This is a genomic window from Paraburkholderia tropica (assembly GCF_014171495.1).
Classification (GTDB): Bacteria; Pseudomonadota; Gammaproteobacteria; order Burkholderiales; family Burkholderiaceae; genus Paraburkholderia; species Paraburkholderia tropica.
This window is the reverse complement of sequence record NZ_CP049135.1, coordinates 1,023,066-1,045,877: the sequence shown is the minus strand read 5'-3', so window position 1 is coordinate 1,045,877 and position 22,812 is coordinate 1,023,066. Positions and strand designations below refer to the sequence as shown.

Below are 22,812 nucleotides of genomic sequence, written 5' to 3'. Positions count from 1 at the left end.
GAGGGTGATCGACGCTAGTCGACGCGATTGCGGTCGCGCGCGAGAATCGAGACGTACACCGCCGTCGAGACGATGATCACGCCCACGCCGATCATCACTTTCTGGTTGTTGAACTGCACGAGCCCGAGCACGGCGATCGCGATGCCCGTGGCCGAACCGAGCGTCCCGATGGCCGCCACGAAGATGCGCAGCTTGCTCCAGACGCGGTGGCGCCGTTCGGGACCTGCGCCTTCCCTCAAACGATCGAACATCTTCTCGTCCCTTTCACGTGATGTGCGCGGTCTGATGACCCCGCGTGGCGGCGCATGCGCGGCCGCGCGCGCAGACCTCTTTGTGACAAGATTAGACGATCGTGCGCTTCGTTGCTTTCGGAATGACTGCAATGCGGGCTGCGATGCGCTGTCATGAAGCCGCCGTAACGAAACTTTCTGCGGACTTTTCCATGGCTTTAAGTTTGCCTTAATTTTGCGTCGCCATGATGGGTGCGTCGGGTCGATTCGATAGTCGATTCGCGGTTGTTCTTCACGTCCCCTGTTAGCCGCCGATTTTCATCGGCGGCTTTTTTTGTCGCGTGCGATTGCGTGCGCGATTGCGGTTTCGCGCGGTGCCCGCTTTGCCCTTACTTCGCCATTCTCTTCACTTTTTCAATCGATTGTGATTGACGTGAGCTGCGACGATTCGTCCGTGCGCATTCGTTCACTTGCGCAGTCTCGTGCACGCTTCAGGTGCTAAGCTCGAGTGAGTGCGGATGCAGTCCGTCATGAGATCGCATGACGCGCAACGGTCGCGTTAATCGATGAAATCGGCGAAATAATCGCATCCGCTCTCGCGCAACACGCACACGACACGCAATGACAGAGCGGCGAAGCGCGCGGCCATTGCACATCGTTTCTTTTCTTTTCCTCGCATCGTCTCACTGGAGGAGCAAGATGAAAGCGCTCGTATTCAATGGGCCCGGCCAGAAAGCGCTGGAAGACAAACCCGAACCGCAACTCGAGAAGCCGTCCGATGCCATCGTGCGCATCACGAAGACGACCATCTGCGGCACCGATCTGCATATCCTCAAGGGCGACGTGCCCGAGGTGAAGCCCGGCACGACGCTCGGTCACGAAGGCGTGGGCGTGGTGGAAGCGGTGGGCGAGGGCGTGTCCAATTTCAAGGTTGGCGACGCGGTGCTGATTTCCTGCATCAGCTCGTGCGGCAAGTGCGAATATTGCCGCCGCCAGATGTATTCGCACTGCACCACGGGCGGCTGGATTCTCGGTCATCTGATCGACGGCACGCAGGCGGAGAAGGTGCGCATTCCGCACGCCGACACGAGTCTCTATCACCTGCCGAAGGGCGCCGACGAAGAGGCGCTCGTGATGCTCAGCGACATTCTGCCGACCGGTTTCGAATGTGGCGTGCTCAACGGCAAGGTCAAGCCGGGGCAGTCGGTGGCGATCGTCGGCGCGGGGCCGGTCGGGCTGGCGGCGCTCATGACGGCGCAGTTCTACGCGCCGGGCCGCATCGTCATGGTCGACCTCGACGACAACCGGCTCGAAGTCGCGAAGCGCTTCGGCGCGACCGACGTCGTGAACAGCAAGAGCGGCGACGCCGTCGAGCGCGTGATGGCGCTCACGAACGGGCGCGGCGTGGACGTGGCGATCGAGGCCGTGGGCATTCCGGCGACCTTCTCGATCTGCGAGTCGATCATAGGCGCGGGCGGCACGATTGCGAACGTGGGCGTGCACGGCACCAAGGTCGATCTGCATCTGGAGAAGCTCTGGGCGCACAACATCACGCTCACGACCGGACTCGTCGACACCTACACCACGCCGATGCTGCTCGCCACCGTCGAGTCGAAGCGGCTCGAACCTGGCAAGCTCGTCACGCACCGCTTCACGCTCGATCAGATCATGGACGCGTACGCCACTTTCGGCGAAGCGGCGCGCACGCAGGCGCTCAAGGTGATCATTTCGGCCTGAGCGCGCGCGTCGGAATGTCAGAGCGCGAGCGCTGCGTCGCTTAGTCGTATTCCGGAAAGCCCGCGCGACCTTGCGTGAGATCGCGCAGGGTGTCGCGCGCGGCTTCCACTTCGGTGGCCGGAAGCTGGACCGTCAGGCGCACGGTCATCGTGTAGCGGCTGTCGACGAGCGTGTGCTGACCTTGCTCGATCCAGTGGCGCACGCGCGTTTCGTCGGGATAGCCCACTTCCACCGTGAAGCGCGCCTGTGCGATGCGCTCGACGCGCGGCGCGTCCTTGAGCGCGTGTGCGATGGCGTCGGTGTAGGCGCGCACGAGGCCGCCCGCGCCGAGCTTCACGCCGCCGTAGTAGCGCACCACCGCGGCGAGCACGCCGTCGAGATCGTGATGGCGCAGCACTTCGAGGATCGGGCGGCCGGCCGTGCCCGAGGGTTCGCCGTCGTCGGACATGCCCGACTGGCCGCCCGCCAGCAGCGCCCAGCAGACGTGCGTGGCCGTGGGATGTTCTTCGCGCAGACGGCGCAGTTCGGCCATGGCGGCTTCGCGGTCGGCAACCGGAATCGCGAGGGCGATGAAGCGGCTCTTGCGGATCTCGAGTTCCGCGCCGACGGAGTTGGCAAGGGTATAGGTGGGCAAAGCGGGCGGGGCCGGTAGCAAGGCCGGAGCGGCCAGGGCAAACCGTCATGTTAGCGGATGTGCCGGCGCGCGCGGCCGGCCGAACAGGCCGCGCCTGTTATCGAGCGATAGTGAGGCAAAAAACTGCGACGTCAGGCCGCGCTGCGGCATCTTGACAATTTCCGTAATGGATTCTTGCGCGTTGTGCTAATGACGCTTTGGGCGCGAGGCCCGATAATGCGTTCCATGACGGGTCTAGCTCTGGCTGGAGCGAATCCGAACTCCTCATTCGGTGATCCGTCATATACCGATTTCGTCGTGGCGCCGCAGCTCCTGCGCCGCGATCTCCCAGACGCTTCCTCTCTGCGGCAAGCACGCAGAAAAAATCCCCGGTCAGGATATGCTCCGATGACCGGGGGTCATAAGGCTCGCCTGTTCTCAAGAGGCGATTCCACCTTACGCCCATCAAAATTCCGCGGCAACGCAAAAAAATGTCGCAGGCCGTGCGCCGTCTGCGTGCGGGTCTGCTCGCGCGATGGCGTCTGAGCGATTTTTCGCGCGCAAAAAAAAGCCCCAACCGTAGCGGCCGGGGCAATGAGAATACACCGTGCGCTCCGGGGAACGAAACGCCCAACCACCTTAACCGCCAGCCCGGCCAGGATCAACGCGGGCGCATTACGCAGCATTACCTTCTGTGCGCTTGCGCACTTATCCGCCGTGCGTAAGCGCAGCGCCAGGCGCGTGTTTTTCCCTTCGTTCGCGTCGATTGTGATTCGGAGGCCAAATCAAGCGAAGGCGAGCGATAGTCGCAGTTAGCAGGATTCAGGTAAGGGAGTGAAATGCGCGCTGCGCCGCGCCGCCCGAAAATGGCGCGAAAGCGCCCCGGCGAGGGGAGAAATGCGCCGAGGCCGGTCTCTCTTTCGAAGAGACCGGCCTCGGCGGTCCGGCTAAGCGTAAGTCCGTCGCGCGGCGCTCGAAGGCAGCCGCGCGAGATCACGCATTAGTAGCGCGGCGGGGGCGGCGGACGATGGTCGTCGTGACCGCGCGGACCCGGATCATGCGGGTGACGGTGCATCCACTCGTCATGTTCCCAATAGCGGTGGCCGTCCCAGTAACGGTTGTCGTGCCAGCCGATCGACAGTTGCACGCCCACCGGCATCATGTGCGGCTGACCGTATTCGGGCGCCGAGTCGGCACGCAGGCCGTACGGTGCGGATTGAGCGAAGGCGCTCGAGGCGCCCATCAGCGCGCCGCCGGCCAGCAGCGCAGCCGCGAGGACACGTGCGGGGGTCTTCCAGCTCTTGGTGTTCATGTTCTTACCTCCTCTTCGGGTTCATCGTCGCGGCGCATCGGTTGTTGCGCTGCGTTCGACCACGGAACCAAGCTTAGCGAGAGGAGCGCGGTGAAAACGTGACCACTTGTAAGCTTTCGTTTCACTCAAACTGTCATAAGAAATAGGCCCTTTTAACAGTCGAACCTTGATGCAAAAAGGATTACCGCGCCTTTCTGAAGATTGCGCGCGGTAATCAAAGGGCCAGGTTGTCAAGAGGCGTTACATTCGACGGCGACCCGACGCGGCTTCGACGCCGTCCGACGCCTCTCGCCGCGCCCTGTATCTTTCAAAAGCCCTTCATTTTGCTGGCTTTTCCGTCTTGCCGAAGTCGATTGCGTTCTGCGATCCCACCTTTGCGCGCAACTCGTACTTCTGGATCTTGCCGGTCGCGGTACGCGGCAACTCGCCGAATTTCACCACGCGCGGCACCTTGTAGCTGGCGAGAAACAGCCGGCAATGCGCGACGATCTCCTCGGCCGTCGCGCTCGTGCCCGGACGCAGCTCGACGAACGCGCACGGCACTTCGCCCCACTTCGGATCGGGCATCGCGACGACAGCGGCCAGCGCGACCGCCGGATGGCGATACAGCGTGTCCTCCACTTCGATGCTCGAAATGTTTTCGCCGCCCGAGATGATGATGTCCTTGCTGCGGTCGGTGATGCGCACGTAACCGTCGGGCGTCATCACGCCGAGATCGCCCGTATGGAACCAGCCGCCGCGAAACGCTTCTTCGGTGGCGCGCTCGTTCTTCAGATAGCCCTTCATGCAGATGTTGCCGCGGAACATGATCTCGCCGAGCGTTTCGCCGTCGTTGGGCACGGGTTCCATCGTCGTGGGGTTGAGCACGCTCACGCCCGCCTGCAGGTGATAGCGCACGCCCTGACGCGCGGCGAGGCGCGCCTGCTCGTCGTCGGGCAGCGACTTCCACGCGTCCTGCACGGCGCACACCGACGCGGGCCCATAGACCTCGGTGAGCCCGTAGACGTGCGTGAGTTCGATGCCGATCTGCTTCATCTTCGCGATGACGGCCGGCGGCGGCGGCGCGCCCGCCACCATCGTGCGCACCGTGTGCGCGATGCCTTCGCGATACTCGGCGGGCGCATCCGCGAGCGCGCCCTGCACGATGGGCGCGCCGCAATAATGCGTGACGCCTTCGGTGCGGATCAGGTCGAACACGAGTTTCGCGTCGAACTTGCGCAGACACACGTTCACGCCCGCGCGCGCCGCAATCGTCCACGCGAAACACCAGCCGTTGCAGTGAAAGAGCGGCAGCGTCCACAGATAGACGGCGTGCTTCGGCAAATCCCATTCGAGGATGTTGCTGAGCGCGTTCAGATACGCGCCGCGATGGTGATAGACCACGCCCTTCGGATCGCCCGTCGTGCCCGAGGTGTAGTTGAGCGCGATGGCGTCCCATTCGTTGGCGGGCAACTGCCACGCGAACTCGGGATCGCCCTGTTCGAGGAAGGTCTCGTAGTCGATCGCGCGCGGGAAATGCTCGGGGTCGGCGGGCGCCACGTCGGCGACCGTGATGATTTTCAGTTCGGGAAATGCGAGCGCCGCGCGTTGCGCGAGCGCGGCGTATTCCGTATCGACGATCAGCGCCTTGGCCTCGCCGTGACGCAGCATGAACAGCATGGTCGCGACGTCGAGCCGCGTGTTGAGCGTGTTGAGCACCGCGCCCAGCATCGGCACGCCGAAGTGGGCTTCGACCATCGCGGGAATGTTGGGCAGCAGCACGGCAACGGTGTCGCCGCGGCCGATGCCCGCGCGCTGAAGCGCGCTCGCGAGGCGGCGCGTGCGTGCGTAAGTGTCGCGCCAGTTGCGGCGCACGCTGCCGTGGACCATCGCGAGCCGGTCGCCGTAGACCTCGGCGGCGCGCGCGATGAAATCGATCGGCGTGAGCGGGACGTAATTGGCTTCGCGCGGCGCGAGGCCGTCTTCGTACGGATGCAACATGGCGCTGTCTCCTGTCTGCGCGCGGGTCGACGTGCTGTGCAAAGCGACGTGCATGGCGACGGCCTGTCGGCCCGTGCGGATTGACGGTTTATCGGTATGATTCGCGCTAACGTAGCAGGACCGCGCGCGCGAGTCTGTCGCTGGCGCGACAGAGCGGCCGCGCGCAATGATCTATTTCAAGGTGAGCGCCATGACGCAGCCCATTATGCCTCCGGACCAAGCCGCTGCCGCCGCCGCGGGCCGCATCGATGCGCGCGACGCCGCGCGGCTCGCGGCGCTGTTCGAGCGCTTCGCGTGGTTCCGTTCGCTCGACGCCGAACACCGCGCGTGGGTGCTCGACACCTCGCACGCGCAGAGCTGGGCGGCGGGCGCGACCGTGGCCGCGCGCGAGGCGCCTTCGGCGTACTGGCTGGGCGTGAGCAGCGGGCTCGTGAAGCTCGCCATCTTCAACGCCTCGGGTCGCGGCTGCACGTTTTCGGGCGTGCCGCACGGCGGCTGGTTCGGCGAGGGCAGCGTGATCAAGCGCGAGCCGCGCAAATACGACGTCATCGCGCTGCAGCCGTCGCTCGTCATGGCGGTGCCCGCCGACACGTTTCATCGCCTCATGGACAGCAGCCTGCCGTTCAACCGCTTCGTCATCCATCAGTTGAATAACCGCATGGGCGAATTTATCGGGCTGATCCAGAACAGCCGCTTGCTCGATGTCGATGCGCGGATCGCCCAGGCGCTCGCGCAGATGTTCAATCCCGATCTCTATCCGGAGACGGGCCGCGCGCTGGAAATCTCGCAGGAAGAGATCGGCATGCTGGCGGGCGCGTCGCGTCAGCGCGTCAATCAGGCTTTGCAGACGCTCGAACGCGCGGGGCTCGTCACGCTGGCGTACAACCGCGTCGACGTGGTGAATCTCGACGCCTTGCGCGCGTTCGGGCGCGATCAGATCTGACGACGCAGCGTGCGCGCCGTTCGCGCCCCCACGCCGGAAATTCTCTCCAGTCTTTCGCGGACTGGAACAGTCCTCCCCTGTGCGGTGCGTTTTTACGCGGGCGCTTGCTGCGTAGACTGGGCGCATCGATTGACACAGGAGAGCAAGGTGAAGAACGCAATGCTACGCACGGCGCTGGTTTCGATGATGGCGATTGCGCCGGCGATCGCGTTCGCGCAGTCCATCCAGAACGGTCCGGTGACGCGCGCGCAAGTGCTGCAGGAACTGAAGGACCTGGAATCGGTGGGCTATAACCCGTCGCAGGCCAGCAACGCGAATTACCCGAACGATATCGAAGCCGCGATGGTCCGCCTCGAAGCGAAGCGTGCCGAAGAGGCGCGTGTTGCGCAGGCGCAGCCGCGGGTGCAGAGCGTGGCCGAAGTGGATTCAGCGGATCGAGCCGCTCAAGCCGCTCAAGCGGGCTATGGCGCGGAACCGGCGCAGGCCGGACAGACGGGCACGCGCGTGGCGGCGCCCGCCGCTTCCGCGCAACACTAACGTGACTGCGGCGACTGTGTCGCCGGCGCTGCCTGCAAATCCGGCGGCACGCCCATCAGTTGCAGCGTGCCCTGCGTGACGCCCGCGAACACCGGGCCCGCGACGGTGCCGCCATAGTACGAGCGGCCCGCCGGATCGTCGATCATCACGGCGACGATCACGCGCGGCGCGCTCATCGGCGCCATGCCGACGAACAGCGCGCGATAGCGGTTCTTCGCGTAGCCGGCGCCGATCTGCTTGCGCGCGGTGCCGGTCTTGCCGCCGACGCGATAGCCCTCGACGTTCGCGGCGCGGCCCGTGCCGCCTTCCGTCGTCGCCATTTCCAGCATCTTGCGCAGCGCCGCCGCCGTGGCCGGCGTGGTGACCGCGCGCGGCGCGTTGGTGGCGGTCACGGGCGCGCCGCGCAGCAGCTTCGCGGGATACATCGTGCCGTCGCCCGCATAGGCCGTGTAGACCTGCGCGATCTGCAGCAGCGATGCCGAGAGGCCATAGCCATAGGCCATCGTCGCCTGCTCGATCGGACGCCAGCGCGCCCACGGCCGCACACGTCCGGCCGCCGCGCCCGGAAACGTCACTTCGGGCCGCACGCCAAGCTCGTATTCCTGATACTTGTTCCAGATGGTCTGCGCGGGCAGGTTCAGCGCGATCTTCGCGAGCGCGATGTTGCTCGACTTCTGGATCGCCTCGGCCACCGTCATGCGGCCGTGATTCGAGGTGTCGTGAATCACGGCGGGCCCGATGCGATACGTGCCCGGCGAGGTGTCGACGATGGTGTTGGCGTTGACCTTGCGCAGATCCATCGAGAGCGCGGCGACCACGGGCTTGATCGTCGAACCCGGCTCGAAGGTGTCGATCACGGCGCGGTTGCGCAACTGCTTGCCGGTGAGGCGCGCGCGGTTGTTCGGATCGAACGACGGCCAGTTCGCGAGCGCGAGAATCTCGCCGTTCTGCGCGTCGAGCACCACGACGCTGCCCGCTTCCGCGTGATTTTTCGCCACGGCCGCCTTGAGCTGCGTGTAGGCGAGCTGCTGCACGCGGCGGTCTACCGTGAGCTGCACCGTCTCGCCGTTCTTCGGCTGCACGCGTTCGCTCGGCTCGGAAATCACGCGCCCGAGCCGGTCGCGGATCACTTCGCGCTGGCCCGGCGTGCCGCGCAGACGCGCTTCGGCGGCGAGTTCCACGCCTTCCTGGCCCGCGTCTTCCACGTCGGTGAAGCCGACCACGTGCGCGGCCGATTCGCCCTCGGGGTAATAGCGCTTCGAGTCGGCGATGAGCGTGATGCCGCCGGTGGCCATTTCGTCGATATGCGCGGCGGTGTCGGCGTCGACCTGGCGCTTGAGCAGCACGAACGAGCGGTCGCCGGCGAGCCGGCGGCGCAGTTCCGCGAGCGGCATGTCGAGCAGTTTCGCGAGCGGCGACCAGGCGGCTGCGTCGAGGATTTTCGGATTCGCCCAGATCTCGAAGGTTTCGAGGCTGACGGCGAGAATCGCGCCGTTGCGGTCGACGATGCGCCCGCGCATGGCGTCGAGTTCGAGCGTGCGCTGATAGCGCTTTTGCCCCTGCTTGACGTAGAAATCGTGATTGACGACCTGTACCCAGAGCGCGCGGCCCGCGAGCGCCGCGAACGCGGAAAACGTGATGAACACGATGAGCTTCGAACGCCAGGCGGGCAGCTTCGACGCCAGCATCGGATGGCGGGTCGCGGTGGCGTGCGGGTCGCGCGGCGGTCTTCTCGAGCGGATCATCGGAGGGCGAGGTGCGTCTGTCGGGTGTCAGTCGAATGGCATTGTAAACTGTGTGTAATTTAATTGAAATTTGCGTGCCAGTGCGCGGACGCGCGGGGTGTGATGCGGCGCAGGGAAAGTGCGCGCGAAGGCGGGGGCGGAGGCGGGGACCGGAGGCGGGGGGCGCCGATGTCCGCGTGGCGCGAGGCGCGCCCGGGCATCGGCGATCACACGGTCAGACGGAGACGCTCAAGCCGCCACCGGCAACCTGAAACTCGCAATCGCCTCGCGCAGCCCCGTCACCTGATCCTTGAGCGAATGCGCGGCGGCGGCGGCCTCTTCGACCAGCGCGGCGTTCTGCTGCGTCACCTGATCCATTTCGCCCACCGCGCGGTTGACCTGCTCGATGCCGGCGCTCTGCTCGCGCGACGCGTGGCTGATCTCTTCGAGAATCTCGTGCACGCGCCGCACCGACTGCACGATCTCGCCCATCGTCGTGCCCGCGCTGGTCACGAGTTGCTGGCCTTCGGCGACCGTGCCCGTCGATTGCTCGATCAGCGTCTTGATCTCCTTCGCGGCCGCGGCCGAGCGCTGCGCAAGGCTGCGCACTTCCGACGCGACCACCGCGAACCCGCGGCCCTGTTCGCCCGCGCGCGCCGCTTCGACGGCGGCGTTCAGCGCGAGAATATTGGTCTGGAACGCGATGCCGTCGATCACGCCGATGATGTCGCCGATCTGCTGCGAGCTGGTCGTGATCGCGCCCATCGTGCGCACCACGTCGTCGACGACGCTGCTGCCGCGCGTCGCCACTTCGGCGGCTTCGCTCGCGAGCGTGGCGGCGTGCTGCGCGCTGTCCGCGTTCTGACGCACGTTGGACGTCATCTCGTCCATGCTCGACGCGGTCTGCACGAGCGCGGCGGCCTGTTGCTCGGTGCGCTGCGAGAGATCGGTGTTGCCCGCGGCGATCTCGTTCGCGCCCACGTTGATGTTCTCCGCGCCGCTGCGCACGCGCGCCACGGTCTGCACGAGCGCGCCCTGCATGGTCGCGAGCGCGCGCATCAGGCTCTGCGCGTGGGTGCCGTGCGTTTCGACGCGCGAAGTCAGGTCGCCCTGCGCGATGCGGTTGGCCGTCTCCACGGCCGTTTCGAGTTCGCCGCCGATGCTGCCGCGCACGCTGCGCACGACGAACACCATCACCACGGTCGCGATGCCGCCGAGCAGGAAGGTCACGAGCAGCCAGCGCACGAGGCTGCCGTAGAACGCGGCGCTCACGTCGTCCATATACATGCCGGTCACGATCACCCAGTCCCACGGCGCGAAGCGGTTGCCGTAGCTGAGTTTCGGCACGGGCTCGCTATGGCCGGGCTTGGCCCAGAGGTAATCGACGAAACCGCCGCCGGGCTGATTCGCCGCTTCGGACAGCGCGGTGAACACGTGCTTGCCCGCGGGATCGGCGAAACCGGAAAGCAGCTTGCCGTTGAGTTCGGGCTTGATCGGATGCATCAGCATCACGGCCTGCGAGTTGTTGATGCTCAGATAGCCGTCGCTGCCGTAGCGGATCGAGCCGATCACGGCGAGCGCCTGTTTTTGCGCCTCGGCTTCGGGCATCGCGTTGCGTTGCGAGAGGCCGTAGTAGTAGTTCGCGATGCTGCTCGCTTCGTCGACGAGCGTCGTCAGTTGCGCGCGCCGTTCGCGGATCATGGAGTCGCGGCTTTGCCATGCGCCGAAGGCCACGATCAGCAGCAGGCCGATCCAGAGGATCGTGATCATCGAGCGGAGTTTGGTGTTGAGCGTCATCGTCTGTCGGATGGTTCGGGGGCTTGGCACGGTGCAATGAATCGAGTGTTGCTTAGGGCGTCGCGCGCGTCGTTGCGAGCGCTCTGCCTGTGCGTGTTAACGGCGTTTTCGAACGCGCGGGCGAGTCAGGGCGAACCCTCAGTCGAGCCGTTTCCTCATACAAAACAAGACGTTGATGCGCACAGTGATGGGCGCCGCGACGTGCATATGCACACGCGCTGTAGACGCCTGGCGAGGGCTATCCCCATGAGTGCAAAAAACGCCGTAATTCGCGCTTAAAAGCCACAAATTTCACAGCAACTCCATGATTTGCCACTTCTGGCGGGATTCGGGGGCAAGCAATAATCATTTCCGTTATAGTCGCGGCTTCGGCTCAAGGCTGCCCTTGTCATGCGGGTGTCGCGCCGTTGTCGTAGGGGCTGCGAACGAGTGCGTTCCGGTGTGTGTCCCGAGTCTGTTACCGCGACGGTTGCGGTTCATATTCGCGGGTTCAGGATCGATTCTTATTCGCGCTTCGCTTCCGGAATAGCGGGCGATTCGCAAGCGGCACGTCGGTGTTTAGCAAGCGAAAAGCAAGTCGCCCGCAAGCGAAGCAGTACGGCAATCCGCAACGCACCGAGCACCGCGCGAAGCAACGCAAAGCGCACGCAAGCAGCACGCGACAAGCGGCGCCGAGGCCAGAAAAGTCATTTCCCAACGATGCGACGCGCGCGGCGCGGGCCAACCCGGCGCCCACGCGACGTCCACTGGAGTCACACGATGAACGCACGCGAACCCGCACTGGTTCCGGCATCGCGCAGCGCACGGCTGCGTCAGATGCTGGTCAGCAACGAACTCGAATTCCTGATGGAAGCGCACAACGGCCTGTCCGCACGCATCGCGCGCGAAGCAGGCTTCAAGGCGATCTGGGGCTCGGGCCTCTCGATCTCCGCGCAGTTCGGCGTGCGCGACAACAACGAGGCGAGTTGGACCCAGGTGGTCGACAACCTCGAGTTCATGGCCGACGCGAGCGACCTGCCGATCCTGCTGGACGGCGACACCGGCTACGGCAACTTCAACAACGTGCGCCGCCTCGTGCGCAAGCTCGAACAGCGCGGCATCGCCGGCGTCTGTATCGAAGACAAGGTGTTCCCGAAGACCAACAGCTTCATCGGCGGCGAAGCGCAACCGCTCGCCGACATCGACGAATTCTGCGGCAAGATCAAGGCCGGCAAGGACTCGCAGACCGACGAGAACTTCTCGATCGTGGCGCGCGTCGAGGCGCTGATCGCAGGCTGGGGCATGGACGAAGCGCTCAAGCGCGCCGAAGCGTATCGCCTCGCGGGCGCGGACGCGATCCTCATCCACAGCAAGCTCTCGAAACCTGACGAGATCCTCACGTTCGCGCGCGAATGGGCCGGCCGCGGTCCGCTCGTAATCGTGCCGACCAAGTACTACAGCACGCCGACCGACGTGTTCCGCAAGGCGGGCATCAGCACGGTGATCTGGGCGAACCATCAGATCCGCGCGGCGGTCTCGGCGATGCAGGCCGTTACGCGCACGATCTACGAAACGCAGACGCTCGTCGACGTGGAAGACCGCATCGCGACCGTCAACGAGATCTTCCGTCTGCAGGACGCCGACGAATACTCGGAAGCCGAGAACCGCTATCTCTCGACCACGCGTTCGGCCGGTTCGGCGATCGTGCTGGCGGCGAGCCGCGGATCGGGTCTCGACGCCGTGACCGAAGACAAGCCGAAGGTCATGCTGCCGGTCGCGGGCAAGCCGCTGCTGCGCTGGCTCGTCGACGCGTTCAAGAAGGAAGCGGTCAACGACATCACGGTCGTGGGCGGCTACAAAGCCGAAGCGATCGACACGGCGGGCATCAAGCTCGCGCGCAACGAGCGCTACGCGCAGACCAACGAGCTGGCCTCGCTCGCGTGCGCCGTCGACGCGCTCAAGAACGACACCGTGATCTCGTACGGCGACCTGCTGTTCCGCAGCTACATCCTGCGCGACCTCGTCGAAAGCGAAGCCGAATTCAGCGTGGTGATCGACTCGTCGCCGGAAACGGAAAACGCGAGCGTACGCGATTTCGCGTGGTGCTCGTCGGGCGACGACCGTGGCCTGTTCGGCAACAAGACGTATCTGCAACGTGTGTCGTCGGATCAGGCATCGCAGGGCGTGGCGCCCGCGGGCCGCTGGATCGGTCTGATGAACGTGCGCGGCGCGGGCCGTGAGAAGCTCAAGAACAAGCTCGCGCAACTGCAGACGCAAGCCGACTTCGACACGCTCGACATGCCGGCGCTGCTCAACGCGCTGATCGCCGACGGCGAGAAGATCGAAGTGCAATACGTGCGCGGCCACTGGCGCGGCGTGAACGACCTCGAAGATTTCCGCCGCGCGGGCGACTTCGCGCACGCGCAGACGCCGATCGGCAGCGACGCGGGCTCGTCGCCGGAGGCGAAGGCATGATCGAAGCGGCACAGTTCGTCGAAGCGGCGCGCGCGCGCGGCTTCGAATGGTATGCGGGCGTGCCGTGCTCGTTCCTCACGCCGTTCATCAATTACGTGCTGCAGGACGAGTCGCTGCATTACGTGAGCTCGGCCAACGAGGGCGACGCCGTGGCGCTGATCGCGGGCGTCGCGCTCGCGGGCAAGCGCGGCATCGCCATGATGCAGAACTCGGGTCTCGGCAACGCGGTGAGCCCGCTCACCTCGCTCACGTGGACCTTCCGTCTGCCGCAACTGCTGATCGTGACGTGGCGCGGCCAGCCCGGCGTGTCCGACGAACCGCAGCACGCGCTGATGGGTCCGGTCACGCCGCAGATGCTCGACACGATGGACGTGCCCTGGGAGCTGTTCCCGACCGAGGCCGACCAGATCGCGCCCGTGCTCGAACGCGCCATCCGCCACATGGACGAAACGGGTCGCCCGTACGCGCTCGTGATGCAAAAGGGCAGCGTCGCGCCGTTCGAACTGAAGGGCGGCGGCTCGATGCCGGCGAAGCACGCGCTGCCGGTGGCGCAGTCGAAATTCGCGGGCGTGGGCTACGACGATCTGCCGACGCGCCAGCAGGCGCTCGAACGCGTGATCGCGGCCACGCCCGCCGAATCGACGGTGGTGGTGGCGTCGACGGGCTTCTGCGGCCGCGAACTCTACGCGATCGACGACCGCTCGAACCAGTTGTACATGGTCGGCTCGATGGGTTGCGTCAGCTCGTTCGCGCTCGGCCTCGCACTGGCGCGTCCGGATCTGAACGTGGTCGCGCTCGACGGTGACGGCGCCGCGCTCATGCGCATGGGCAACTTCGCGACGCTCGGCGCCTACGGTCCGTCGAACCTCACGCACGTGCTGCTCGACAACGGCGCGCACGATTCGACGGGCGGCCAGGCCACCGTCGCGCAACAGGTGTCGTTCGCGAACGTGGCGGCCGCGTGCGGTTACGCCGACGCCGTGGAAGGCGACGAACTCGCCACGCTCGACGCCGTGCTGGAAGCGGCGCGCGAACGCGCGACGGGTGCGAACGGCGTCGCCGGCGCACGCTTCGTACGCCTGACGATCAAGCGCGGCACGCCCGACGGCCTGCCGCGCCCGACCATCACGCCGCCCGACGTCAAGTCGCGTCTCATGCGCCATATCGGCGCCGAGGCTGCGGCTGCCGTCAACGCCGCTCAATAAGGAATCGCCGATGCTGTTGCTCAATCCCGGCCCGGTCACGCTCACCGAACGCGTGCGCCGCAGCCTGCTGCAGGAAGATCTGTGCCATCGCGAAAGCGAGTTCTTCGACGTGCAGGAAGAGGCGCGCACGCGTCTCGTCGGCGTCTACGATCTCGATCCCGCGCAATGGCAGGCGGTGCTCATGACCGGCTCCGGCACGGCCGCGGTCGAGAGCATGATCGCCTCGCTCGTGCCCGCGAACGGCAAGCTGCTGATCGTCGAAAACGGCGTGTACGGCGAGCGCATCACCGCGATCGCCACGCAGTATGGCATCGCGCACGAAGTCGTGAAGCACGAGTGGATGCAGGCGCCCGATCTCGCGCGCATCACCGCCGCGCTCGACGCCGACCAGTCGTTCACGCACGTCGCGATCATTCATCACGAGACCACCACGGGCCGTCTGAACGATCTGCGCGCGCTGGGCGAAGCGTGCCGCGCGCGCGGCGTGCAGATGCTCGTCGACGGCGTCAGCAGCTTCGGTTCCGAAGCGATCGATTTCGACGACACGAGCATCGCCGCCGTGGCCGCGACCGCGAACAAGTGCCTGCACGGCGTGCCCGGCGCGGCCTTCGTGATCGTGCGCCGCGCGGCGCTCGGCACGGCCGCGAGCCGCACGTACTACCTCGATCTCAAGCGTCTCGCGACGCTGCAGGATCAGCGCAACACGCCGTTCACGCCGTCGGTGCACGCGTATTACGCGCTGGTCGAGGCGCTGCGCGAGCTGGCGGACGAAGGCGGCTGGAAGGCGCGTCACGCGCGTTACGCGGCGCTTTCGGAGCAGGTGCGCGCCGGTCTCGCCGCGCGCGGCATGGACTGCGTGCTGCCGAAGGACGAGTCGTCGGTGGTGCTGCGCGCGTTCCGTCTGCCTGCGGGCATCGACTATCCGAAGCTGCACGACGCGCTCAAGGCGCGCGGCTTCGTGATCTACGCGGGGCAGGGCGGTCTGTCGAAGGAACTGTTCCGCATCTCGACGATGGGCGACATTCATGCCGCCGACGTCGAGCGTCTGCTCGCGTCGTTCGACGCGCTCGCGCAATAAGGCTTGACGACCGTTTAGCGATTCGTTTTAGCCCGTAAAAAAAGGCCTTGCAGCGTGAAAGCGCTGCAAGGCCTTTTTGTTTCCGGCGCGCGCCGCGATCGACGCGATCGACGCGATCGACGCGGCGATCAGCTCGCCGTGCGTTCGCGCGTGCGCACGGGCACGCTCTGTTTCGACGATTTGCGGCGCGCACGCGCTTTCTTCAGCCAGATCAGCACGCCGGTCACGCTGAGCATCGCCACGACGATGCCCGTGAAGCTGATCGCGATGCGTCCGGGCAAACCGGCGATACGGCCCGAGTGCAGCGGAAACTGCGCTTGAATGAAGATGTCGCCCGCGCTGCCGCGACCGGGAATCTGGCTGCCGAGAATCGCGTCGTTGTGGCCGTCGATCACGAGCCACGGGTTGCCGAGGCCCGCGTCGCCGTGATCGTTGCCCGCTGCGTAGTAGCCCACGCCGTAGGCGCCGAACTCCGGCATCGCGAACAGTCCGCCCGGCGGCGCGGTGATGCCTTCGCGCCGGCCGATGGCGGCCGCTTCGGCGACGATGCGCGTGCGCGCGGCGTCGGCCTGGGCGGGCGTCAGCGCGCCGGCGGGCGAGGGCGAGCGGAACGGGTCCGGCGCGAGCGTCGAGAAGACCGAGACCACGGGGCGCACGATCTGCGTGCCGAGATTCATCGAAATCGACGTGACGGCGACCACGATCAGCAGACCCCAGAGCCACACGCCGCCCGAGCGGTGCAGATCGAACGTGAGCGCGTAGCCGCCGCGCTTGAGGCGGAACGCGAGCGACTTGCGCCAGCTCTTGAGATTTGGAAACGCGAGCACGATGGCGATGAAGCCGTCGAGCAGCCACACCATGCCCACCACGCCCATCGTCCAGACGCTGAAGTCGATGCCCATCTTCGTCGGCATGAACAGCGTGTAGTGGAGCTGGTAGAGGAAGGGAATCAGGTTCTCGCGGGCGAGCGACGGCGCGCCCCACATGCGGCGACCCTGTTCGGCACCGGTGACGGGGTCGAGCGCGATCTGGTTGTAGTCGAGCGGATACGGTGCGCCGGTCTTCGGATCGGTGCGCGGACTCACGCGCGCCATGAAGGTGGTGCCGGGCTCGATCGAGAGCGGCATGAAGGTGACTTCGGCGTGCGGCTCGGCGGCCTCGAAGCGCTTCGCGAGTTCGAGCGGCGACAGCGGCGTGCCCGGCGTGTGAGCGTGATAGAAGGACGGGTTGAGCGCGGAATCCAGTTCGTGGTCCCACGCGATCACCGCGCCGGTCAGCCCGGCGATGAACAGGAATGCCGCCGTGCCGAGGCCGAACCAGCGGTGCAGGCGAACCAGCAGCGGTCTCATGCGGCGGCGCGGCGCGTCCGGCGGAGTGCGGGAACGGGCTCGGTCAGAAAGTGGGTCACGATGCGTTGGTGGTTCGGCTAAACGGCTGAAGAGAGCGGACATGCAATATTACCCGCTACTTGACTGCAAATACGAATCGTTTGCATTTTAAGGAGCGTGGCGCCTGAGTGCAAGCTTGGTGAAAGCTAAGGCGAGGGATAAAAGCGGGAAAGCACGCGGATCGGGTCGATCGTGCGCGTTGGTGGAGGCTGATCGATTGGGTTCGGGCGCACGCGCAGCGGCGCGGCGTGCGCCGTTCAGACCGGGTCCTTGTTTGGCGGACCGTCGGGGCGTTGCGGTTCTTCGCCGTGATGGCCCGGCGGCGGGGGCGTGAGCGGGTCGCGGTCGGGATCGCGCGTCGGGTCGGCGAGCGGTTCGGGAAGCGGGTTCGTGTGCGAGCAGATCATCGCGGCTACCTCGTGCGCGGCCGGGGCCGGGCGGTGGACGGAACGCGGAGCGCGTACTCATAGCCTAGCTGATCGCGGCGCGGCGTGCCGTGGAGATTCGGGCGCGCCTTCAGGCGGGGTTTCGGGGCGCGGCGATTTGCATGCGCGAGTGTGGCGACGAGACGATCGGCGGGCGATTGTTCGTCAAACTGGCCATATTGAGTGCGATACAGGCCGTTTTGAGTGTCGATTATTGCTGTCAGGTCAACACTGTTTATATGCTGCCGGCATTTTTCAAAAACTTACCCGGTCGTAAACTTCAGCCTTCCTCAAAACGGGAGCGCCAGCGCGCTCCCTCAGTATCGGCAAGGTGATGGTATGGGTGCGGCGGTAGTGGCGGTGGTGTTCGTTCTGGGTTTGCTCGGCGTGCCGACGTTGTTTGGTCATGCGTCGCACGCGAAAGCCGAGCAGGTCGCCTCGGTGCACACGCCGCCCGCAGTCTCGGAGAAGTCCGGTGGCGATGCGAATGCCAAGGCGGACGCTGCGGCGTCCGACACGGTCGCGACCCCAGTTGCCGATACCACGACGGACGCAGCGACGGACGCCAGCCGTCCCTGAGCCGCTTGCCGAGCTTCTTGCGTTTCCTGAACGCGCGGCCCGGCGCGAAATCGGCGCCTGACGTTTAAAGCCCGTCCAGATCGGCGGGCGTGTCCACGTCGCGCAGAATGCCGGGGTCGTCGACGTCGATCCGTTTGATCGGCTGCGTGCTGAGCAACGCGCGCGCGCCCGTGTCGCCGTCGAGCGCGATCAGTGCCGCGCGATGTTCGAGGCCGAATCCCACCGGATGTCCGCGCCGGCCGTCATGGAACGGCGCGACGAGCGGCGCGCCCGCGTCCAGTTCGCGCGCGACCGCTTCGATCGTGGGCACGGCGATACGCGGCATGTCCGCGAGCGCGACGATCCAGCTTTCGCCTTCCGCATCGGCTTCGACGGCCGCCGCCAGACTCGCGCCCATGCCGCGCACGGCGTCGGGCGCGAACACCACGTCGCAGCCTGCCTCGTTGAGCGCGTGCGCGAGCGTTTCCGCGCCGGGACGCACGACGGCGATCACCTTGGGCACGACGAGCAGCAGACGATGCGCGGCTTCGTGCGCGACGCACGCGCCGCCAGGCAGCGGTTCGAGCAGCTTGTTGCGCAGACCTTGGGGATCGAAACGCGATCCCGTGCCGGCGGCGAGCAGGACGCCGGTGGCGAGCGATGCATAAGCCATGGGGTCTACCGCGGGGCGAGCCGCGCGAGAAGGGAATGGGCCGATTGTGCGGCGCAATGGCGCGCGGGGCAAGCGCGGATTGCCCCGCGCGCGCGTGAGGTGCGGCGAGCGAATCGACGCTGAATCAACGCCAGATCGACGATGCCGCCGCTTCACGCGAACGCGTGCTGCGGCAGCATCAGCTTGTCGAGCGTGATCGGCAAATCGCGCACGCGCACGCCCGTCGCGTGATACACGGCGTTCGCGATGGCGGCGGGCACGCCCGTAATGCCGATCTCGCCGATGCCGCGCACGCCGACCGCATTGAAGCGCAGATCCGGCTGGCCCACGAACAACACATCCAGCGCGCCGATGTCGGCGTTCACCGGCACGTGGTACTGCGCGAAATTGCCGTTCGCGAAGCGGCCCGTGCGCGTGTCGAGCAGACCGTCTTCGTGCAGCGCCGTGCTCACGCCCCACACCATGCCGCCCATCAACTGGCTGCGCGCGGTCTTCTCGTTGAGCACCTGCCCCACGTCATAAGCGCCGACGATGCGCGTCACGCGCACCGTGCCCAGTTCCGCGTCCACGTGCACTTCGGCAAAGACCGCGCCGAACGAGTGGAACGCGTACTGCCTGCGCTCGTCGCCCGGTTTAGCCGTGGCCTGCGCGTCGATCGGCTGGCCGCCCGCGCGCGCCACGATGGCGGCGGCGGGATCGCGGCGCGACGGGTCGCGGCGCAACACGACCCAGCCGTCGCTGACGGTGACCTCGGCGGGCGCGGCGCTGTACACGGGCGAGGCGCGGTCGGCCACGGCCAGCGCGATCAGTTTGTCGCGCGCGGCGCGCGCCGCGGCCTGCACGGCCGGCGACACGCTCGCCGCCGACTGCGAGCCGCCCGAGCCGGGCGCGCGCGGCAGCGTCGAATCGCCGAGCGCGAACGCGATGCGATCGGGCGGAAAGCCGAGCGCATCGGCGGCCACCTGCGTCATCACGGTATAGGTGCCGGTGCCGAGGTCCTGCGTGCCGGAGGCGACCATCGCCGTGCCGTCGGGCAGGATGCGCGCGAGCGCGGACGCTTCGCCGCGGTTCGCGGGATAGGTCGCGCTCGCCATGCCCCAGCCGATCAGCGTATTGCCCTCGCGCATCGCGCGCGGCGCGTTCACGCGCTGTGCCCAGCCGAAGCGATCCGCGCCTGCCGCGTAGCATTCGCGCAGTGCCTTCGACGACCACGGCTTGCCCTCCTGCGGCTCGGCTTCGGCGTAATTCTTCAGACGCAGTGCGACGGGATCGAGCTTGAGCCGCCACGCGAGTTCGTCCATCGCCGATTCGAGCGCGAACGAGCCGGTGGTTTCGCCGGGCGCGCGCGTGAAGGTCGGCGTGCCCACGTTCAGCGGCACGACGCGATGACTCGTGCTCAGGTTCGGCACCGCGTACATCATGCGCGTGACGAGTCCGGACAGTTCGGTCCAGTCCTCGAACGTCGAGGTGTGCGAAAAGGTGTCGTGACGCAGGCCGGTCAACGTGCCGTCTTTGCGCGCCGCGATCGACAGATGCTGCTCGGTGTGCGGGCGCGAGCCGACCGGGCCGAACATCTGCGGACGCGCGAGCGCGAGACGCACGGGGCGTCCGGTCTGCTTCGCGGCCATCGCGCACAGACTCACATGCGACCACGACGAACCCTTGCAGCCGAAGCCGCCGCCGATGAACGGCGAGATCACGCGCACGTTCGCGGCGGGCACGCCGAACACGGCGGCGACGGCGGTGCTCGCGCCGGAGACGCCTTGCGTCGAGTCGTAAAGCGTGAGTTCGGGGCCGTCCCAGCGCGCCATCGTCGCGTGCGGTTCCATCGGATTGTGGAATTGCACCGGCGTCGTGTAGATGGCGTCGATGCGCACCGCGCCTTCGCGCAGTCCCGCTTCCGGATCGCCGCGCGACGAATCGGCGGGACGGCCCGGCGGCGAGGGCGGCGTGTGCGCCTCGCTTTTCGCGCGCGCGAAATCGAGCGTGCCGGGCGTGGCGGCGTAGACCGGCTTGACGTGCTGCGCGGCGTCGATGGCGCGCTCCAGCGTGTCGGCGACCACGACCGCGACCGGCTCGTTGCTGTAGCGCACGACGTTGTCTTGCAGCAGCGTGAGGCGGCGGCCCGCGGGCGGCGCGAGCGGCGTCTGGCCGTTGTTGGGCAGGCGCATCGCGTTTTGCCACGTCATCACCAGCAGCACGCCGGGCATCGCCTGCGCGCGGCGCGTGTCGATCGACGTGATCGTGCCGCTCGATATCGTGCTCGTCACGATCACCGCGTGCGCGAGCCGCGCCTCGGGAAAGTCCGACGCATAGCTCGCACTGCCCGTGACTTTGAGCATGCCGTCGATGCGATCGACGGGCTGGCCGATCAGCCGCTTCGTGTCGTGATTCGTGTCGTGATTCGCGTCCTGGTTCGTGTCGCTCATGCGAAGTCTCCCGTGGCGCCCGCCGCCAGCAAAGTCGCGCGGACGATCGCGCGCTGCGCCAGTTCGACCTTGAACGCATTGCCCGGCAGCGGCCGCGCCTGCGCGAGTTCGGCGGCGGCGGCCGCGCGTAACGTTGCGGTGTCGAGCGTGCGGCCAGTGAGATGCTGCTCGGCGACACTCGCGCGCCACGGCTTGTGCGCGACGCCGCCCAGCGCGAGGCGCACGCTGCGCACGGTCCGGCCGTCGAGTTGCAGCGCCGCCGCCACGGACACGAGCGCGAACGCGTAGCTCGCGCGGTCGCGCAGCTTCAGATAGTGCGCGTGATCGCTGAAGGCGGGCGGCGGCAGATCGACCGACGTGATCAGTTCGCCAGGCGCGAGCGTGGTGTCGAGATCGGGACGCTCGCCGGGCAGTCGATGAAACTGCGCGAAGGCAATCGCGCGCGCCCCGTTCGGACCGCGCACCTGCACGACGGCGTCGAGCGCCGCGAGCGCCACGCTCATATCGGACGGATTCACGGCCACGCATTGCGTGCTCGCGCCGAGGATCGCGTGCAGCCGGTTGAAGCCGCCGAGCGCCGCGCAGCCGCTACCGGGCGCGCGCTTGTTGCATTGGGCAAACGCAGTGTCGTAGAAGTAATCGCAGCGCGTGCGTTGCAGCAGATTGCCGCCGACCGTCGCCATGTTGCGCAATTGCGGCGACGCGCCCGCGAGCAGCGCTTGCGAGAGCAGCGGATAACGCGTGCGCACGAGCGTGTGATTGGCGGCGTCGCTGTTACGCACGAGCGCGCCGATGCGCAGGCCGCCATCGGGCAAGGCGTCGATCTGATCGAGCGGCGCGAGGCGCGTGATGTCGATCAGCGTGACGGGATGCGCGAGGCCGCCTTTCATCAGATCGAGCAGATTCGTGCCGCCGCCGATGAAGGCCGCGCCCGGTTGCTGCGCGGCGGCGATGGCGGCGTCGATGCTGGCGGCGCGCTGGTAGGAGAGAGCGTCCATGAGCGGCTCCGTGCGTCACGCGCCGGCGCTGTGCGCGTCGCGCACGGCGGCCACGATGTTCACGTACGCGCCGCAGCGGCACAGATTGCCGCTCATGCGCTCGCGGATTTCGGCGTCGCTCAGTTGCGCGGGGCGCGTGCGCACGTCGGCGGTCGCGGCGCTCGCGGTGCCCGCTGCGAATTCGCTGAGACACGCCGTCGCCGAACACAACTGCCCCGGCGTACAGAAGCCGCACTGCAACGCGTCGCGCTCGACAAAGGCGCGCTGGAGTGGACTCGGTTGCGTCGCGCTCGCGAGACCTTCGACCGTGGTGATGCGCTGGCCTTCGTGCATCACCGCGAGCGTCAGGCACGCGTTGATGCGGCGGCCTTCGACGAGCACGGTGCACGCGCCGCACTGGCCGCGATCGCAGCCTTTCTTCGTGCCGGTGAGACCGGCGTAATCGCGCAGGGCGTCGAGCAGCGTCACGCGCGGTTCGATATGCAGCGCGTACTCGCGGCCGTTGATGCTGAGTTGAACCGGTTGCGCGGGCACGACAGGCGGCGCGCTTGCGGTGTCGTTCGCGGGCGCGTTTGGCTGGGCGTGCAGATGCGGCGTCGCGCCGAGCGCGGCGGCTGCGGCGGCCGATTGCAGGAAGCGTCGGCGCGAGGTGTCGGCGGGCGGGGTGGGCGCGGGCGTGTCGGCGGCAGCGGGCGCGTCGTGAGAGCGATCGTGTGACATGGCGTTCGGCG

General features: G+C 66.8%; 19 protein-coding genes. 7 read left to right on the top strand and 12 right to left on the bottom strand.

Going from position 1 to position 22,812, the window contains the following annotated elements; all coding sequences use genetic code 11:
• Positions 1-14 precede the first annotated feature (14 nt).
• Complete coding sequence (locus tag G5S35_RS19485; RefSeq protein WP_065063348.1) at positions 15-251, bottom strand: DUF2964 family protein; 237 nt, start codon at positions 249-251, stop codon at positions 15-17.
• A 678-nt stretch (positions 252-929) separates the two neighbouring features.
• On the opposite strand from G5S35_RS19485, the gene G5S35_RS19480 reads away from it, so the two are divergent.
• Entirely contained in the window at positions 930-1,967 is a 1,038-nt protein-coding gene (locus G5S35_RS19480; RefSeq protein WP_065063346.1) for a zinc-dependent alcohol dehydrogenase family protein, read from the top strand.
• A 40-nt stretch (positions 1,968-2,007) separates the two neighbouring features.
• On the opposite strand, the gene G5S35_RS19475 is transcribed toward G5S35_RS19480, so the two are convergent.
• From G5S35_RS19475 to G5S35_RS19465, 3 genes are all read right to left on the bottom strand, one after another.
• Complete coding sequence (locus G5S35_RS19475; protein WP_065063345.1) at positions 2,008-2,601, bottom strand: IMPACT family protein; 594 nt, start codon at positions 2,599-2,601, stop codon at positions 2,008-2,010.
• Positions 2,602-3,580: 979 nt separating this feature from the next.
• Positions 3,581-3,892 (bottom strand): hypothetical protein, encoded by a 312-nt coding sequence (locus G5S35_RS19470; RefSeq protein ID WP_074987516.1) that lies wholly within the window; start codon positions 3,890-3,892, stop codon positions 3,581-3,583.
• Between the two features lie 318 nt (positions 3,893-4,210).
• The gene (locus G5S35_RS19465) at positions 4,211-5,872 is read right to left on the bottom strand and encodes an acyl-CoA synthetase (protein WP_080180673.1); all 1,662 of its coding nucleotides are present in this window, start codon (positions 5,870-5,872) and stop codon (positions 4,211-4,213) included.
• A 166-nt stretch (positions 5,873-6,038) separates the two neighbouring features.
• Here G5S35_RS19465 and G5S35_RS19460 point away from each other — a divergent pair, with 166 nt between their 5' ends.
• Positions 6,039-6,815, top strand: a complete 777-nt coding sequence (locus G5S35_RS19460) for a Crp/Fnr family transcriptional regulator (RefSeq protein ID WP_080180672.1) — start codon at positions 6,039-6,041, stop codon at positions 6,813-6,815.
• 147 nt (positions 6,816-6,962) lie between these two features.
• The gene (locus G5S35_RS19455; protein ID WP_124261857.1) at positions 6,963-7,352 is read left to right on the top strand and encodes a DUF4148 domain-containing protein; all 390 of its coding nucleotides are present in this window, start codon (positions 6,963-6,965) and stop codon (positions 7,350-7,352) included.
• On the opposite strand, the gene G5S35_RS19450 is transcribed toward G5S35_RS19455, so the two are convergent.
• Positions 7,349-9,040 carry a peptidoglycan D,D-transpeptidase FtsI family protein gene (locus G5S35_RS19450; RefSeq protein ID WP_373681716.1) on the bottom strand — a complete coding sequence of 564 codons (1,692 nt, stop codon included), beginning with the start codon at positions 9,038-9,040 and terminating at the stop codon, positions 7,349-7,351. The genes G5S35_RS19455 and G5S35_RS19450 overlap by 4 nt on opposite strands.
• Before the next feature lie 285 nt (positions 9,041-9,325).
• The gene (locus G5S35_RS19445) at positions 9,326-10,873 is read right to left on the bottom strand and encodes a methyl-accepting chemotaxis protein (protein WP_074987519.1); all 1,548 of its coding nucleotides are present in this window, start codon (positions 10,871-10,873) and stop codon (positions 9,326-9,328) included.
• Between the two features lie 759 nt (positions 10,874-11,632).
• On the opposite strand from G5S35_RS19445, the gene aepX reads away from it, so the two are divergent.
• The 3 genes from aepX to G5S35_RS19430 are packed head-to-tail and all read left to right on the top strand — an operon-like array spanning position 11,633 to position 15,610.
• Entirely contained in the window at positions 11,633-13,327 is a 1,695-nt protein-coding gene (aepX, locus tag G5S35_RS19440; protein WP_065063333.1) for a phosphoenolpyruvate mutase, read from the top strand.
• Complete coding sequence (aepY, locus tag G5S35_RS19435; protein ID WP_074987520.1) at positions 13,324-14,532, top strand: phosphonopyruvate decarboxylase; 1,209 nt, start codon at positions 13,324-13,326, stop codon at positions 14,530-14,532. The genes aepX and aepY overlap by 4 nt, the downstream gene beginning before the upstream one ends.
• Positions 14,533-14,542: 10 nt before the next feature.
• A complete protein-coding gene (locus G5S35_RS19430) occupies positions 14,543-15,610 on the top strand; it encodes a 2-aminoethylphosphonate aminotransferase (RefSeq protein ID WP_065063329.1) in 1,068 nt (355 codons plus the stop codon).
• A gap of 128 nt (positions 15,611-15,738) precedes the next feature.
• Here G5S35_RS19430 and G5S35_RS19425 read toward each other — a convergent pair whose 3' ends face one another.
• On the bottom strand, positions 15,739-16,959 hold the full coding sequence (locus G5S35_RS19425) for a PepSY-associated TM helix domain-containing protein (protein WP_065063327.1): 1,221 nt from the start codon (positions 16,957-16,959) through the stop codon (positions 15,739-15,741).
• A gap of 296 nt (positions 16,960-17,255) precedes the next feature.
• Positions 17,256-17,405, bottom strand: a complete 150-nt coding sequence (locus G5S35_RS19420; RefSeq protein ID WP_176082002.1) for a hypothetical protein — start codon at positions 17,403-17,405, stop codon at positions 17,256-17,258.
• A gap of 357 nt (positions 17,406-17,762) precedes the next feature.
• Here G5S35_RS19420 and G5S35_RS19415 point away from each other — a divergent pair, with 357 nt between their 5' ends.
• The gene (locus G5S35_RS19415) at positions 17,763-18,002 is read left to right on the top strand and encodes a hypothetical protein (RefSeq protein ID WP_124261855.1); all 240 of its coding nucleotides are present in this window, start codon (positions 17,763-17,765) and stop codon (positions 18,000-18,002) included.
• A 64-nt stretch (positions 18,003-18,066) separates the two neighbouring features.
• On the opposite strand, the gene G5S35_RS19410 is transcribed toward G5S35_RS19415, so the two are convergent.
• The 4 genes from G5S35_RS19410 to G5S35_RS19395 all read right to left on the bottom strand — a co-directional run bounded on the left by G5S35_RS19410 (position 18,067) and on the right by G5S35_RS19395 (position 22,801).
• Positions 18,067-18,654: a nucleotidyltransferase family protein gene (locus G5S35_RS19410; RefSeq protein WP_183038870.1), complete on the bottom strand. Its 588-nt coding sequence runs from the start codon at positions 18,652-18,654 to the stop codon at positions 18,067-18,069.
• A gap of 152 nt (positions 18,655-18,806) precedes the next feature.
• Positions 18,807-21,083 (bottom strand): xanthine dehydrogenase family protein molybdopterin-binding subunit, encoded by a 2,277-nt coding sequence (locus tag G5S35_RS19405; RefSeq protein ID WP_183038869.1) that lies wholly within the window; start codon positions 21,081-21,083, stop codon positions 18,807-18,809.
• Positions 21,080-22,081 (bottom strand): FAD binding domain-containing protein, encoded by a 1,002-nt coding sequence (locus tag G5S35_RS19400; protein ID WP_110329657.1) that lies wholly within the window; start codon positions 22,079-22,081, stop codon positions 21,080-21,082. Before G5S35_RS19400 ends, G5S35_RS19405 begins: the two co-directional genes overlap by 4 nt.
• Positions 22,082-22,096: 15 nt before the next feature.
• Positions 22,097-22,801, bottom strand: a complete 705-nt coding sequence (locus tag G5S35_RS19395; RefSeq protein ID WP_124261852.1) for a (2Fe-2S)-binding protein — start codon at positions 22,799-22,801, stop codon at positions 22,097-22,099.
• Between the last annotated feature and the right edge of the window lie 11 nt (positions 22,802-22,812).

Bases quoted from the DNA above. Each gene is read 5' to 3' on its own strand.
- G5S35_RS19470 (WP_074987516.1), bottom strand. From the start codon at position 3,892: ATGAACACCAAGAGCTGGAAGACCCCCGCACGTGTCCTCGCGGCTGCG.
- G5S35_RS19405 (WP_183038869.1), bottom strand. From the start codon at position 21,083: ATGAGCGACACGAACCAGGACGCGAATCACGACACGAATCACGACACG.
- aepY (WP_074987520.1), top strand. From the start codon at position 13,324: ATGATCGAAGCGGCACAGTTCGTCGAAGCGGCGCGCGCGCGCGGCTTC.
- G5S35_RS19485 (WP_065063348.1), bottom strand. From the start codon at position 251: ATGTTCGATCGTTTGAGGGAAGGCGCAGGTCCCGAACGGCGCCACCGC.
- G5S35_RS19430 (WP_065063329.1), top strand. From the start codon at position 14,543: ATGCTGTTGCTCAATCCCGGCCCGGTCACGCTCACCGAACGCGTGCGC.
- G5S35_RS19425 (WP_065063327.1), bottom strand. From the start codon at position 16,959: ATGAGACCGCTGCTGGTTCGCCTGCACCGCTGGTTCGGCCTCGGCACG.
- G5S35_RS19465 (WP_080180673.1), bottom strand. From the start codon at position 5,872: ATGTTGCATCCGTACGAAGACGGCCTCGCGCCGCGCGAAGCCAATTAC.
- G5S35_RS19480 (WP_065063346.1), top strand. From the start codon at position 930: ATGAAAGCGCTCGTATTCAATGGGCCCGGCCAGAAAGCGCTGGAAGAC.
- G5S35_RS19395 (WP_124261852.1), bottom strand. From the start codon at position 22,801: ATGTCACACGATCGCTCTCACGACGCGCCCGCTGCCGCCGACACGCCC.
- G5S35_RS19450 (WP_373681716.1), bottom strand. From the start codon at position 9,040: ATGCTGGCGTCGAAGCTGCCCGCCTGGCGTTCGAAGCTCATCGTGTTC.
- G5S35_RS19415 (WP_124261855.1), top strand. From the start codon at position 17,763: ATGGGTGCGGCGGTAGTGGCGGTGGTGTTCGTTCTGGGTTTGCTCGGC.
- G5S35_RS19410 (WP_183038870.1), bottom strand. From the start codon at position 18,654: ATGGCTTATGCATCGCTCGCCACCGGCGTCCTGCTCGCCGCCGGCACG.
- G5S35_RS19400 (WP_110329657.1), bottom strand. From the start codon at position 22,081: ATGGACGCTCTCTCCTACCAGCGCGCCGCCAGCATCGACGCCGCCATC.
- aepX (WP_065063333.1), top strand. From the start codon at position 11,633: ATGAACGCACGCGAACCCGCACTGGTTCCGGCATCGCGCAGCGCACGG.
- G5S35_RS19445 (WP_074987519.1), bottom strand. From the start codon at position 10,873: ATGACGCTCAACACCAAACTCCGCTCGATGATCACGATCCTCTGGATC.
- G5S35_RS19460 (WP_080180672.1), top strand. From the start codon at position 6,039: ATGATCTATTTCAAGGTGAGCGCCATGACGCAGCCCATTATGCCTCCG.
- G5S35_RS19420 (WP_176082002.1), bottom strand. From the start codon at position 17,405: ATGATCTGCTCGCACACGAACCCGCTTCCCGAACCGCTCGCCGACCCG.